The organism is Pseudomonas sp. GW822-FHT02E03, from assembly GCF_058802325.1.
Genome location: NZ_JBXAOA010000011.1, coordinates 34766 through 48557, shown reverse-complemented (window position 1 = coordinate 48557; position 13792 = coordinate 34766). Strand labels below are relative to the sequence as shown.

11 protein-coding genes are annotated in these 13792 nt (G+C 59.9%); 10 read left to right on the top strand and 1 reads right to left on the bottom strand.

Annotated features, from left to right (window positions below; genetic code table 11):
* The first annotated feature begins 178 nt into the window (after positions 1-178).
* The gene (locus tag AC1RQB_RS10995; protein ID WP_063340139.1) at positions 179-1267 is read left to right on the top strand and encodes a 3-deoxy-7-phosphoheptulonate synthase; all 1089 of its coding nucleotides are present in this window, start codon (positions 179-181) and stop codon (positions 1265-1267) included.
* A 58-nt stretch (positions 1268-1325) separates the two neighbouring features.
* Here AC1RQB_RS10995 and AC1RQB_RS10990 read toward each other — a convergent pair whose 3' ends face one another.
* Positions 1326-2378, bottom strand: coding sequence for a hypothetical protein (locus AC1RQB_RS10990; RefSeq protein ID WP_063340140.1), 1053 nt, complete (start codon positions 2376-2378; stop codon positions 1326-1328).
* Positions 2379-2717: 339 nt separating this feature from the next.
* Here AC1RQB_RS10990 and AC1RQB_RS10985 point away from each other — a divergent pair, with 339 nt between their 5' ends.
* The 9 genes from AC1RQB_RS10985 to hbdH all read left to right on the top strand — a co-directional run bounded on the left by AC1RQB_RS10985 (position 2718) and on the right by hbdH (position 13714).
* The gene (locus AC1RQB_RS10985) at positions 2718-3599 is read left to right on the top strand and encodes an esterase/lipase family protein (protein WP_063340141.1); all 882 of its coding nucleotides are present in this window, start codon (positions 2718-2720) and stop codon (positions 3597-3599) included.
* Between the two features lie 96 nt (positions 3600-3695).
* On the top strand, positions 3696-3977 hold the full coding sequence (locus tag AC1RQB_RS10980) for a peptidylprolyl isomerase (protein ID WP_007898306.1): 282 nt from the start codon (positions 3696-3698) through the stop codon (positions 3975-3977).
* Between the two features lie 135 nt (positions 3978-4112).
* Complete coding sequence (locus AC1RQB_RS10975) at positions 4113-5981, top strand: extracellular solute-binding protein (protein WP_063340142.1); 1869 nt, start codon at positions 4113-4115, stop codon at positions 5979-5981.
* Complete coding sequence (locus AC1RQB_RS10970) at positions 5981-7042, top strand: microcin C ABC transporter permease YejB (protein WP_008066883.1); 1062 nt, start codon at positions 5981-5983, stop codon at positions 7040-7042. Before AC1RQB_RS10975 ends, AC1RQB_RS10970 begins: the two co-directional genes overlap by 1 nt.
* Positions 7042-8064, top strand: coding sequence for an ABC transporter permease (locus AC1RQB_RS10965; protein WP_063340143.1), 1023 nt, complete (start codon positions 7042-7044; stop codon positions 8062-8064). The genes AC1RQB_RS10970 and AC1RQB_RS10965 overlap by 1 nt, the downstream gene beginning before the upstream one ends.
* A gap of 14 nt (positions 8065-8078) precedes the next feature.
* Positions 8079-9653: an ABC transporter ATP-binding protein gene (locus tag AC1RQB_RS10960; RefSeq protein ID WP_063340144.1), complete on the top strand. Its 1575-nt coding sequence runs from the start codon at positions 8079-8081 to the stop codon at positions 9651-9653.
* Between the two features lie 167 nt (positions 9654-9820).
* Complete coding sequence (locus tag AC1RQB_RS10955) at positions 9821-11236, top strand: sigma-54 interaction domain-containing protein (RefSeq protein WP_063340145.1); 1416 nt, start codon at positions 9821-9823, stop codon at positions 11234-11236.
* Between the two features lie 305 nt (positions 11237-11541).
* On the top strand, positions 11542-12933 hold the full coding sequence (locus AC1RQB_RS10950) for a GntP family permease (protein ID WP_063340146.1): 1392 nt from the start codon (positions 11542-11544) through the stop codon (positions 12931-12933).
* A gap of 7 nt (positions 12934-12940) precedes the next feature.
* On the top strand, positions 12941-13714 hold the full coding sequence (gene hbdH, locus AC1RQB_RS10945) for a 3-hydroxybutyrate dehydrogenase (protein ID WP_063340147.1): 774 nt from the start codon (positions 12941-12943) through the stop codon (positions 13712-13714).
* The last annotated feature ends 78 nt before the right edge of the window (positions 13715-13792 follow it).

The following is a 13792-nucleotide window of genomic DNA, read 5'->3' as shown; positions in this document are numbered from 1 at the left end:
TACGACAGTTTTGCCGCCTGGCGATTTACCAGCCTCCGCTCGGGACAGCCTGCCGCCTCCGATCGGTCACCCACAGGTGGCAAGCACACACACGCAGCCAATCCGGCCAATTGTCGAACACCCCAGTAGGGCCGAGCGCGCGGGAACGAAACCCGCCGCCAGCCCAGGAAGCCCGAATATGAACTCGTCCGTCTCTGCTCTGCCGCTGTCCACCTTGAACCCTGCCAATGAAGCGCTGACCTTGCGTCTGCCCAGCTCATTGCAGCTCAAACAACAATTACCCCTCAGCAATGCCCTGACCCGGCAAGTCGCCGCCCACCGTCAAGCGGTTCGCGCGATCCTCAACGGTGAAGACTCCCGTCTGCTGGTCATTGTCGGTCCGTGCTCGATTCACGATCCCCGTTCCGCCCTCGAATACGCCACCCACCTTGCCCGCCTGGCTGCCGAAGTCAGCGACGAGATGCTGCTGGTGATGCGCGCCTACGTCGAAAAACCGCGCACCACGGTGGGATGGAAAGGCCTGGCCTACGACCCGCATCTGGATGGCAGCGACGACATGGCCGGCGGCTTGACGCTGTCCCGCGAGTTAATGCGCGAAATGCTTCAGCTGGGCTTACCCGTTGCCACCGAGCTGCTGCAACCGATGGCCGCCGGCTACTTCGACGACCTGCTGAGCTGGGTCGCGATTGGCGCCCGTACCACCGAATCACAGATCCACCGGGAGATGGCCAGCGGCCTGAGCATGCCGGTTGGGTTCAAGAATGGCACCGATGGCGGTGTGGCTGTCGCCAGCGATGCCATGCGCTCGGCCGCCCATCCGCACCGCCATTTCGGTGTCGATAGCCAGGGGCATCCTGCGATTATCCAGACACCAGGCAACGCCGATACCCATCTGGTATTGCGTGGCGGCCATCGCGGGCCGAACTACGACCGTGACAGCATCGCTCAAGTGCACAGCGATTTGACCCGGCTCAAGATTCCGGCGCGGATCATGGTCGATTGCAGCCACGCCAACAGCGGTAAAGACCCATTGCGTCAGCCAGCGGTGTTCAACGACGTGCTTGAACAGCGCCTGCAGGGTGATCGATCGTTGATTGGCATGATGATCGAAAGCCATCTGTTCGAAGGTTGCCAAGCGCTGAGCCCGTCGCTGCGTTACGGGGTGTCAGTAACGGATGGCTGCCTTGGCTGGATCGGGACAGAACGGTTGTTGCAGCAGGCAGCCGAGCAACTTCGTGCTCAGCGCTGCACCCAACAGCCGAAGTGACCGGTGCCCGCCTTCCAGTTCTCCAAACGAAAACTGGAAGGCGGTTGCCTTAAACCGGTTACGACTGCACTTGTACCAACGTGACTTCGGACTGTTGGCTCACATCGTCGAGACGTTCGACCGAATAGGCTACCCGGACCGTCAAATCCCGATGTTCGCGCCAAAACCTGTAGGGAACGATAAATACCAGCGGTTGACCGGCCATTTCCCTTGAGATCTCACGATCATCGCGATGATTGAAATGCTCCCCGTCACATTTCAGATAAACCAGCTCACCCTCTTCTGCCTGGGCATTGTCGATCACGACGGTGACACCATCGATCGCATCTTGCAGATCCAGCCAACCCTCATCGGCCTCCAGCACAGAGGGAGGCAACAGCGGTCCTCGCTCCAGAGGGCCGATCAACAACTGTGCAGGCTCCGAGAAGCGAGGCTCTTGGCCTTCTTTCTCGACGCAATAGCTGATCGTAATGGTTGCACCAAGGTTGGGAGCAATAGACTCGGGACTTACCCAGAACGACAGTTCGCCACCCACTGCAAAGGATTCGATTTTCAATGTGTCATTGAAGCTTGATTGTGGCGTACCGCCGGCCCAGGACAGCAAGACCCGATCTCCAGCCGCCATCCGGGAATACGGCCTGATCGTAACGCGCGCGCCCTCGGCGACCCTGTCGGGATCAAGTGTGCCACCCACCGCATCGTTCACAATCACAGGCAGCAGATCCGGCCGGACATCACCGACGCTCAACTGTAAACGCCCGGACTCCAAAGGCTCACAATGGAGCGCACTGTACAGCGTGTAGTAAACCTCAAGCGACCCGCCGTCCAGTGCGGCGATGTGTACGTCCGACACAGCAAAGACAATCACCCTGTCCACCTGGGCTTCGCTGACGAACCGCGACACTTCATGCCGATACGCCGCACCCTCTGCATCGATACCTGACCAGGACAAGACCAGCTTGTCTCCGCAGGCCATGGCCTGATAAGGCGCAACAGTGACAATGGCCTTTCTTTCGGATGGATCCAACATGGCGTTCTCCGCCTGGTCCAGCCGTGGTGCCGCCATGTATTGCTCTACAACATTCAGGTTTGCCGCTTCATAAATAGTCATTCATACGCTCCAGTCCTTGGAATAAATGCCGCCTTGAAAGTCGGCATCGAACGAAGCCTATTGAACCCCACGAAGCTGATTCGTGATGCAGGGCAAAGGCGTCGGCTTGCGCGGAAAAATGACGTTTCACAAGTAGGTCATTGCGAGAAAGCGTTCAACCATCGTTAAAAAGATGTCCAGATATTCCGACCAAGACCTCAGGTTCATCTGAACTTTCGCACTATTTCTATTCCGTTTTCATCGGGTTATAGCGGCTTTTTCATACATCGCCGAGCAGCTGGTGTGCTTTAGAGTGCCCCCTTGAACACACACCTGACCTACTGCGAAAAAGGAATCTACATGCTACGGAATGCAGCCACTCACTATCCGATCCTGCTGGTCCACGGGCTCTTCGGCTTCGATCGCATCGGCAACCTGGAATTGTTCCATGACGTCAAACTGGCCCTCAGAAGCGCCGGCGCCAGGGTCTTCATCCCGCATCTGTCGGCTACCCATAGCAATGAAACCCGCGGCGAGCAACTGTTGGCGCAGATCGATCGGGTACTGCTGGGAACCGGTGCAAGCAAAGTCAATCTGATCGGTCACAGTCAGGGGGCGCTTGCGGCACGGTATGCAGGAGCGCTGGCACCCGAGGTGGTCGCCTCGGTGACATCGGTCAGCGGGCCGAATCATGGCTCGGAACTGGCCGACTTCCTGCGTAAGGCGCTGATCCCCGGACGCCTGCCGGAACACGTTGCCGGAGCGGTGGCCACGCTGTTCGCCGATTTCCTGTCATTGCTCAGTGGCAACCGGCATCTGCCGCAAAATGCCATTGCCGCGCTCAATGCACTGACCACCGAAGGCGTCGGCGCCTTTAACGACAAGTACCCGCAAGGGTTGCCAAAAACCTGGGGCGGCAAGGGTCGCGATCAGGTCAATGGCGTGCGCTACTATTCCTGGAGCGGCACTTTGCAGGGAGCCATCCTCGATGAGGGACTCCATGCACTCAATCCGCTGCACGGGTTTCTGCGGGCCTTCTCCCACTATTTCACCACCGAAGCCGAGCAGAATGACGGCATGGTCGGTCGATTCAGTTCCCATCTGGGCAAAGTGATCCGTTCGGATTATTCGCTGGATCATCTGGATAGCCTCGGCCAGACAACCGGTCAGGTCCGCCAGGGTATCGATCCGATTGCCCTGTATGTGCAACATGCCGAACGCTTGCGAAATGCCGGCCTTTAAAACGCGGCATGAAACAGACGGAACTTTGGGGAAGAAATAGCCCACTGAATCCGGTAGGCTCCGCACTTTATTGAACATTGAATGGAGTATTTTCCCATGGCCAAAGCCACTGCCCGTCACATCCTGGTTTCCAGCGAAGAAAAGTGCAACGAACTCAAAGCCCAGATCGAGGCCGGTGCCGACTTCGCCGAAGTCGCCAAAGCCAACTCCAGCTGCCCGTCCAGCCGTCAGGGCGGTGACCTGGGTTCGTTCGGCCCGGGCCAGATGGTCAAGGAATTCGACACCGTGGTCTTCAGCGCACCGATCAACGTGGTGCAAGGCCCGGTCAAGACCCAGTTCGGTTACCACCTGCTGGAAGTGACCAGTCGTCAGGACTGATCAACGCTTGAGTTTGCTACACAACGGCCCGCCTTTTGGTGGGCCGTTGTGTTTTCGTTACGTGATACGGCTGGCGAGGGACGCGCCGCTAGCGTACAAATTGTGGTTATCGACCACCCGGCTCTAAGGCTGACAATGCGACTGGCTTTCCCCACTTTGTTGTTCACTGCCGTGGCGCTGCTATTAAGTGCCGCTGGTGTGAACGCTGCACCGCAACATGCGTTGACCGTGTACGGTGAACCGGCGAAGTATCCCGCTGGCTTCAGCCATTTCGCCTACACCAACCCGCGCGCGCCCAAGGGCGGCACGATGCGTCGCTCGGCGATGGAAATCGGTCATTTCGACCATATGCTGCCGTACATCGACAAGGGCACGGGTGTCACGCAGATCGACGGCTTGATCTACTCGCCCCTGGCCCAGCGCTCGCTGGACGAGCCCTATACCGTTTACGGCCTGGTCGCCCAACGGATGGAGCGTTCCGACGACGGACTGTCCCTGCATTTCTACCTGAATCCGAAGGCCCGCTTCGCCGACGGCAAGCCGATCACCGCCGAAGACGTGCGCTACACCTTCAACCTGCTGATGACTCAGGGCAGCCTGCGCTATCGCACGCAATTCGCCGACGTCAAAGGCGTCGAAGTGGAGTCACCACTCACCGTTCGGTTCGACTTCAAGAGCAACGAAAACCGTACCCTGCCGCTGGACCTCGCGACCTTGCCGGTGTTTCCCGAGCACTGGTGGAAAACCCGCGACTTTGCCAGCGGCGGTGGTTACGAGCCACCGCTGGGCAGCGGGCCGTATCGCGTGAGCAAGGTCGACTCCGGGCGCAGCATCACCTTCGAGCGTAACGCCGACTGGTGGGCCAAGGATTTACCGGTCAGCCGCGGCCTCTACAACTTCGATCATTTCAGCATTGAGTACTTCGGCGATACCGACGTGGCCCGTCAGGTTCTGCGTGGCGGCGCCTACGATTACAACCGCGAATTCTCCGCCACCGCCTATTCCATCGGCTACGAAAGCCCGGCCCTGAGCGACGGTCGCCTGCAAAAGGCCCACCTGGCCAAAGAGGCACCGCAATCGGCCCAGGGCTTTGTGTTCAACCTGCAAAACCCGATGTTCCAGGACCGTCGCGTGCGCCAGGCCCTGGCCATGCTCTGGGATTTCGAGTGGAGCAACCGGCAGATGATGCGCGAGATGTACATCCGCCAGCAGAGCTACTTTTCCAACACCGACCTCGCTGCCCGAGAACTGCCCGACGCAGGTGAACGGGCGATTCTCGAACCGCTGCGCGGGCAGATCCCCGACGAAGTCTTCACCCAGGTCTTCGAAGCACCGAAAACTGACGGCAGCGGCGTGATTCGCGACAAACAGTTGCAAGCCCTGGGTTTGCTCGAACAAGCCGGGTGGAAACCCGATGGCGATCAACTGGTCAACGCCCAAGGCCAATCGCTGAGCTTCACTTTCCTGGTCAGCCAGAACGGCATGGACCGACTGCTGTTGCCTTATAAGCGCACCCTGAAACAAATCGGCATCGACCTGAATATTCGCCGCATCGACGCGTCCCAGTACATAAACCGCCTGATGTCCCGGGACTACGACATGATCGTCACCGGCTACCCGGTCACCACTTCGCCGGGCAACGAGCTGTACAACTACTTTGGCTCGGCGGCGGCCAACGATCCCGGTTCCAACAACTACATGGTGCTGAAGAACCCGGCGGTCGATACGCTGGTCAACGGCCTGGTTCGCGCCACCACCCAGGCTGACATGCTGCGCTACGCCCATGCCCTGGATCGTGTCCTGCAATGGAACTTCTATTGGATTCCCAATTATTACCCGCCAGGCAGCTCGACCGTGTGGTGGAACCGCTTCGGCATTCCCTCTGTACAGGCGAGCAATGACGAAGCTATCGAGAGTTGGTGGGAAGTGAGCACCACGCCCCTGACTAACGAACAGATGACCGCCGAACTGATCAAACGCGGCCAACCCGGAGGGCCGCGCTGATGTGGGCTTACATACTGCGGCGTTTGCTGCTGATCATTCCGACACTGGTGATCATTCTTCTGGTCAATTTCGTCATCGTCCAGGCCGCGCCCGGTGGCCCGGTGGAACAGGCCATCGCACAATTGCAGGGCATTGGCGGTGCGAGTGTCGGTGGCGGTTCCAGCGAAACCATGCATGGCAGCTCACGGGCCAGTCGAGGGCTCGACCCGCAGCTGATCAAGGAGATTGAAAAGCAATATGGCTTCGACAAACCGGCCCCGGAACGTCTGTGGCTGATGCTCAAGAGCTACGCCCGCCTCGACTTCGGCAAGAGCTTTTTCCGTGGTGCCACGGTCACCGACCTGATCCTGGAAAAAATGCCGGTAACCATTTCTCTCGGGCTCTGGGCCACGTTGATCACTTATCTTGTGTCGATTCCCCTGGGCATCCGCAAGGCCGTGCATCATGGCAGCCATTTCGATATCTGGAGCAGCACTGCGATCATCATCGGTTACGCCATGCCGGCGTTTCTGTTTGCGATGTTCCTGATCGTGGTCTTCGCCGGCGGTACTTCGTTGAACTGGTTCCCGGTGCGCGGGCTAGTCTCGGACAATTTCGAGTCGCTGTCGACCCTGGGCAAAATCACCGATTATTTCTGGCACCTGGTGCTGCCAGTGACAGCGCTGGTGGTTGGCGGTTTCGCCACCCTGACCATCCTCACCAAGAACTCCTTCCTCAATGAAATCACTCGCCAATACGTGGTCACCGCCCGAGCCAAGGGCTTGAGCGAACGCCGGGTGCTTTACGGCCATGTGTTTCGCAACGCCATGCTGCTGGTGGTGTCAGGAATTCCGCAGGCCTTCATCAGCGTATTTTTTGCCGGCTCACTGCTGATCGAAGTGATTTTCTCCCTCGATGGCCTGGGTCGCATGAGTTACGAAGCCGCGGTTTCACGGGACTATCCGGTGGTATTCGGTTCGCTGTTCATCTTCACCTTGTTCGGCCTGCTGATAAAACTCATCGGCGACCTGTGCTACACCCTGGTCGACCCACGCATCGACTTCGCCGCGAGGAACGCCTGATGTTCAAGTTCTCGCCGCTGGGCCGTCGCCGTTTCGAGCGTTTCAAGAAAAACCGCCGTGGCTGGTGGTCGCTGTGGTTATTTGTCGGCCTGTTCCTGCTGACCCTGGGCGGCGAGCTGATCGCCAACGACCAACCGCTGGTGGTCAGTTATCAGGGCTCGCTGTACTTCCCGGCGTTCAAGCGCCACACCGAACAGGAGTTTGGTGGGCAACTGCCGTTCCAGGCCGATTACCGCAGCGATTACGTGCAGAAGCTGATTCATAAGGACGGCGGCTGGATGCTGTTTCCTCCGATCCCGTTCAGCGACGACACGCCCAATTACGACCTCAATCAACCCGCGCCGAGCCCGCCGTCGAAGGTCAACTGGCTGGGCACTGACGATCAGGCCCGCGACGTGCTGGCCCGGGTGATTTTCGGGGCGCGGGTGTCGATTCTGTTCGCGCTGGCGCTGACCTTCATCAGTGCGTTGATCGGCATCGCCGCCGGTGCGCTGCAAGGCTACTACGGCGGCTGGGTTGACCTGCTCGGCCAGCGCTTGCTGGAAGTCTGGTCGGGGCTGCCGGTGCTGTACCTGCTGATCATTCTGTCGGGCTTCGTCGAGCCGAATTTCTGGTGGCTGCTGGGGATCATGGCGCTGTTTTCCTGGCTGGCCCTGGTGGACGTGGTGCGCGCCGAGTTCCTGCGCGGGCGTAACCTGGAATACGTCAAGGCCGCCCGTGCGCTGGGCCTGACCGACCGCAAGGTGATCGTGCGGCACATTCTGCCCAACGCGATGAACGCCACCCTGAGTTATTTGCCGTTCATTTTGACCGGGGCGATTTCCACCCTCACGGCGCTGGACTTCCTCGGCTTCGGCATGCCGGCCGGCAGTGCGTCTCTGGGCGAATTGATCGGTCAGGGCAAGCAGAACCTGCAAGCGCCGTGGCTGGGCCTGACGGCGTTTTTCACCCTCGCGCTGATTCTTTCTCTACTGGTGTTCATTGGCGAGGCATTACGTGATGCCTTCGATCCACGATCATGACGCGGACTGTTGATATGAGTGACAACCTGATCGAAATCCGTGACCTCAACGTGGCCTTCAGCGGCCAGACAGTGGTGCGCAACCTGTGCCTGGACATCCGCCCCGGCGAATGCCTGGCGCTGGTCGGCGAGTCGGGCTGCGGCAAGTCGGTGACCGCCCACTCGATCCTGCAACTGCTGCCCGAGACCGGCACTGAAACCACCGGCAGCATTCGCTATCGCGGCCAGGAGTTGATCGGCACCGACATCAAGACCTTGCGCGAGCTGCGCGGCAACCGGATCGCGATGATCTTCCAGGAGCCGATGACCTCCCTCAATCCGCTGCACAGCGTTGAAAAGCAGATCGGCGAAACTCTGCTGCTGCACCGAGGGTTGGGCGGCAAAGCGGCGCAAGCAAGGATTCTCGAGTTGCTGCAACTGGTAGGCATCCAGAAGCCCGAAGAACGGCTCAAGGCTTATCCCCATCAACTCTCCGGCGGCCAGCGGCAACGGGTGATGATCGCCATGGCCCTGGCCTGCGAGCCGGAATTGCTGATCGCCGACGAGCCGACCACCGCACTGGATGTGACGGTGCAACGCAAGATCCTGCTGCTGCTCAAATCCCTGCAACAGCGGCTCGGCATGTCGCTGCTGTTGATCAGCCACGACCTCAATCTGGTGCGCAGTATCGCCCAGCGGGTATGCGTGATGAAGGCCGGGGAAATCGTCGAACAGGCGCCTTGCGAGACACTGTTCACCGAGCCGAAACATCCTTATAGCTGCGTATTACTGCACGCCGAACCGGAAGGTGAAGCCCTGCCCCGGGACGAGCGTGAAAAAGTGCTGGAAGTGGATAATTTGCAGGTGCATTTCGCCATCGGTGGCGGCCTGTTCCAGCGTAAAACATACCTGCGCGCGGTGGACGGTATCAGCCTGAACGTCCAGCGCGGCAAGACGTTGGGCATCGTCGGTGAATCAGGTTCGGGCAAGTCCACCCTTGGTCAGGCGATCCTGCGCTTGCTCGATTCCGAAGGCAGCATTCGCTTTCAGGGCGAGGCCCTGGATGGCTTGACGCAAAAGCAGCTGCGACCGTGGCGCAAGAAGATGCAGGTGGTGTTCCAGGACCCCTTCGGCAGTCTCAGCCCGCGAATGTCCGTGGCGCAGATCATCAGTGAAGGCCTTGAGGTTCATAGCCAATCCACCCCGGACGAATGCGAAGCCCAAGTGATCCGGGTGCTGGAAGAAGTTGGGCTCGACCCGCAAAGCCGTCATCGCTACCCGCACGAATTCTCCGGCGGCCAACGCCAGCGCATCGCCATTGCCCGCGCACTGGTACTGAAACCGGCGCTGATCCTGCTCGACGAACCGACCTCGGCGCTGGATCGCACGGTGCAAAAACAAGTGGTCGCCCTGCTCCGTCAGCTTCAGGAAAAATACGGCCTGACCTACCTGTTCATCAGTCACGACCTGGCGGTGATACGCGCCCTGGCCCATGACATGATCGTGATCAAGGACGGCAAAGTGGTGGAAAGCGGTGCCAGCCACGATGTGTTCGACTCGCCGCAGCATCCCTACACCAAAGAGCTGTTGGCGGCGGCGCATCCGGGGTAGGCATAATCCCGTGTACACCGATGAACCGCGTCGCGGCCATCGCGGGCAAGCCCGGCTCCCACAGGTTTTATGTCGCGCCCAAATTCAGCGGCAACCCCAAATCCTGTGGGAGCGGGCTTGCCCGCGAAGGGGCCAGCACAGGCAATACTTAATCAGGATCAGCCCCCATGAACACCACCGAAAGCCTCAAGGACTACCAGCGCGTTCGTACCCTGGCGATCCGCTCGCTGTTCGAAATCATCGAGCAATCGAGCGAAGGCACGGTGATTGTCGACCGCGACGCGAACATCGTCTGGATGAACGAGCGTTATGCCCGGCGTTTCGGTCTCGAATCGGCCGCCGGTGCGATCGGCCGGGCCTGTGAAAGCGTGATCCCCGGCAGCCTGTTGCGCGAGGTGGTGCGCACCGGACGCCCCATCCTGCTGGACATGCAAGACACTCCCAAGGAACCGCTGGTGGTGATGCGTTTGCCGATTCACGACGATGCCGGCGCAGTGATTGGCGCTATCGGCTTTGCCCTGTTCGATGAGTTGCGCAGCCTGTCGCCGATGCTCAAGCGCTACCTGAGCATGCAGGAAGAACTCGCCTCCACCCGTTCGCTGCTGCGGGCACGGCAGACCAAGTACAACTTCGCCCATTTCATCGGCACCAGCACCGCCAGCCTGGAAGTCAAACGCCGCGCCCGGCGCAGCGCCAGTGCCGAATCACCGGTGTTGCTGCTCGGCGAAACCGGTACCGGCAAGGAGCTGCTGGCCCAAGCGATCCACGGCGCCTCGCCTCGGGCCCACAAAGCGTTCGTAAGCATCAACAGCGCGGCGATCCCCGAGTCGCTGCTGGAAGCCGAGTTCTTTGGCACCGCCCCCGGCGCGTTCACCGGCGCCGATCGCAAAGGCCGTACCGGCAAGTTGCAAATCGCTCAGGGCGGCACGCTGTTTCTCGATGAGATCGGCGACATGCCGCTGCCGCTGCAAAGCAAGTTGCTGCGGGTGTTGCAGGAAAAGGAATTCGAGCCCGTAGGCTCCAACGAAGTGATCCAGAGCGATGTGCGGGTGATCGCGGCCACCTCCACCGATCTGGAAGCGGCAATCAAACGCGGCGAGTTTCGTGCCGATTTGTATTACCGCCTCAATGTGCTGCCAATTCAGGTCCCGCCCCTGCGTGATCGCCTCGACGACCTGCCGGCCCTCAGCGAAGCGATTCTCGAAGAGCTGCGCAGTCAGCACGAACTGAACCCCGAAGCCCTGGATTTGTTGAGTCAACACGCCTGGCCGGGGAACATCCGCGAACTGCGCAATGTTCTGGAGCGAGCGGCGTTGCTTAGTGATGATTTGATGCTGAACGTGGGGGATATCCGCGCGGCGATTGGCAGTTTTATCCCGGTGCAACGTGTGGCGCCCTTGGCCATCGAGCCGGTTGCCCATGAGACTTTCAGTGAAGCTCGCGAACGGTTTGATCGGCAGTTGATTGAAACCGCCCTCGCGCAATGCGGTGGGAAGGTTATTGAAGCGGCGGCGCGTTTGGGGCTGGGGCGGTCGACGTTGTACAAGAAGATGGTGGCGTTGGGGATTGCAGAGTCCCCATAAGGAGACACATATCTCATTTGGTAGACATGGCATCCTGAGCGCTGCGCGCTCTTCGCGAGCAAGCCCGCTCCCACATTCGACCGCATTTTTCCGAGCGACTCGGTCAAACTGTGGGAGCGGGCTTGCTCGCGAAAGGGCCAGACCTGCCAACGCAAGTCTCTAAATAGAGACGAATCATTAAAACTAAACGCACAAAATAAAAAATATTCTTTTATTTCAATTACTTACTTGCATGGCACGAAACTCGCTATAGCCCTTCCCACAAAGCTTCACCCTACAAAAATAACAATCGAAGGAGACACACCATGAGTGTGATCATTGCCTTGGCAGCCCTCACGCTGCTGATGGTGGCTGCTTACCGTGGCTACAGCGTTATCCTCTTTGCCCCGATCGCCGCCCTCGGCGCCGTCCTGCTCACCGACCCTTCCGCCGTTGCCCCCGTCTTCACCGGGGTGTTCATGGAAAAAATGGTCGGCTTCGTCAAACTGTATTTCCCGGTGTTCCTGCTCGGTGCCGTGTTCGGCAAGCTGATCGAGTTGTCGGGCTTCTCCCGTTCCATCGTCGCAGCAGCCATTCGCTTGCTCGGCACTCGCCAGGCGATGCTGGTGATCGTGCTGGTCTGCGCCCTGCTCACTTACGGCGGCGTGTCGCTGTTTGTGGTGGTGTTTGCGGTCTACCCGTTTGCCGCCGAAATGTTCCGCCAGAGCAATATCCCCAAGCGCCTGATTCCGGCGACCATCGCCCTAGGCGCATTCTCGTTCACCATGGACGCCCTGCCCGGCACGCCGCAGATCCAGAACATCATCCCCAGCACCTTCTTCAACACCACCGCCTGGGCCGCGCCGTGGCTGGGTGTGATCGGCACGATTTTCGTGTTCTGCGCCGGCATGCTGTTCCTGCAGAGCCAGCGCAACAAGGCCCAGCGCAGCGGTGAAGGGTATGGTTCAGCGCTGCGCAACGAGCCGGAAACCGCGCCGGACATCAAGCTGCCCAACCCGTGGATCGCGCTCTCGCCGCTGTTGATGGTGGGCCTGATGAACCTGCTGTTCACCCGCTGGATTCCGCTGTGGTACGGCAAGACTCACAGCCTCTCGTTGCCAGGCATGGCAGCACCGGTGACCACCGACATCGCCAAACTGACGGCGATCTGGGCGGTCCAGGCAGCCTTGCTGGTGGGTATCGTCATGGTACTGGTGTTCGCCTTTCAGACGATTCGCGGCAAGTTGGCCGAAGGCAGTAAAAGTGCGGTCAGCGGCGCGTTGCTGGCGGCGATGAACACCGCGTCGGAATATGGTTTCGGTGCAGTGATTGCGTCGCTACCGGGTTTTCTGGTGCTATCCGGCTGGCTCAAAAGCATTCCCAATCCGCTGGTCAACGAAGCAATTACCGTGACCCTGCTGGCTGGCATCACCGGTTCGGCGTCGGGCGGCATGAGCATTGCCCTGGCGGCGATGTCCGAGACGTTCATCAGCGCTGCCCATGCCGCCAATATCCCGCTGGAAGTGCTGCACCGGGTCGCCGCGATGGCCAGTGGCGGCATGGACACCCTGCCGCACAACGGCGCGGTGATTACGTTGCTGGCGGTCACCGGTTTGACCCACCGCGAAGCCTACAAAGACATTTTCTGTATTACGCTGATCAAGACACTCGCTGTTTTTGTGGTGATCGGTACTTTCTACGCCACTGGCATTGTGTGAGGTATTCATGACGACTCTTTTGGGCAAGACCGCACTGGTCACCGGTTCCACCAGCGGCATCGGCCTGGGAATCGCCCTGAGCCTGGCCAAGGCCGGCGCCAACCTGATCCTCAACGGTTTCGGCGATGCGTCCAGGGTGATTGCCGAAGTCGAACAATTCGGCGGCAAGGTCGGCCATCACCCCGCCGACGTCAGCGACCCGGCGCAGATCGCCGACATGATCGAGTACGCCGAGCGTGAGTTCGGCGGCGTGGATATCCTGGTCAACAACGCGGGCATCCAGCATGTGGCAGCGGTGGAAGATTTTCCGGTGGAGCGCTGGGACTCGATCATTGCGATCAACCTGTCGTCGGTGTTTCACAGTACCCGTTTGAGCTTGCCGGGGATGCGCACCAAGGGCTGGGGTCGGATCATCAACATCGCGTCAGTGCATGGCCAGGTCGGTTCGGTGGGCAAGGCCGCGTACGTTGCGGCCAAGCATGGTGTGATCGGCCTGACCAAGGTGGTCGGTCTGGAAACCGCCACGACGAACGTCACCTGCAATGCCATTTGCCCGGGTTGGGTGCTGACGCCGCTGGTGCAAAAGCAGATTGATGATCGCGCCGCGACCGGGATCGACCCGCAGCAGGCGCAACATGATTTGCTGGCCGAGAAGCAGCCGTCGCTGGAATTCGTGACGCCGCCGCAGCTGGGTGAGTTGGTGCTATTTTTATGCAGCGAAGCCGGTAGCCAGGTGCGTGGCGCTGCGTGGAATATTGATGGTGGGTGGTTGGCGCAGTAACCCGCCGCTAGCCCCCTGACACTAATCGTTCCCACGCTCTGCGTGGGAATGCAGCCCGGGACGCTCTGCGTCCCAAAG

Excerpts from the sequence above, each read along its gene's own strand:
- AC1RQB_RS10955 (WP_063340145.1), top strand. The coding sequence starts at position 9,821 with ATGAACACCACCGAAAGCCTCAAGGACTACCAGCGCGTTCGTACCCTG.
- AC1RQB_RS10975 (WP_063340142.1), top strand. The coding sequence starts at position 4,113 with ATGCGACTGGCTTTCCCCACTTTGTTGTTCACTGCCGTGGCGCTGCTA.
- AC1RQB_RS10960 (WP_063340144.1), top strand. The coding sequence starts at position 8,079 with ATGAGTGACAACCTGATCGAAATCCGTGACCTCAACGTGGCCTTCAGC.
- AC1RQB_RS10980 (WP_007898306.1), top strand. The coding sequence starts at position 3,696 with ATGGCCAAAGCCACTGCCCGTCACATCCTGGTTTCCAGCGAAGAAAAG.
- hbdH (WP_063340147.1), top strand. The coding sequence starts at position 12,941 with ATGACGACTCTTTTGGGCAAGACCGCACTGGTCACCGGTTCCACCAGC.
- AC1RQB_RS10985 (WP_063340141.1), top strand. The coding sequence starts at position 2,718 with ATGCTACGGAATGCAGCCACTCACTATCCGATCCTGCTGGTCCACGGG.
- AC1RQB_RS10990 (WP_063340140.1), bottom strand. The coding sequence starts at position 2,378 with ATGACTATTTATGAAGCGGCAAACCTGAATGTTGTAGAGCAATACATG.
- AC1RQB_RS10995 (WP_063340139.1), top strand. The coding sequence starts at position 179 with ATGAACTCGTCCGTCTCTGCTCTGCCGCTGTCCACCTTGAACCCTGCC.
- AC1RQB_RS10950 (WP_063340146.1), top strand. The coding sequence starts at position 11,542 with ATGAGTGTGATCATTGCCTTGGCAGCCCTCACGCTGCTGATGGTGGCT.
- AC1RQB_RS10965 (WP_063340143.1), top strand. The coding sequence starts at position 7,042 with ATGTTCAAGTTCTCGCCGCTGGGCCGTCGCCGTTTCGAGCGTTTCAAG.
- AC1RQB_RS10970 (WP_008066883.1), top strand. The coding sequence starts at position 5,981 with ATGTGGGCTTACATACTGCGGCGTTTGCTGCTGATCATTCCGACACTG.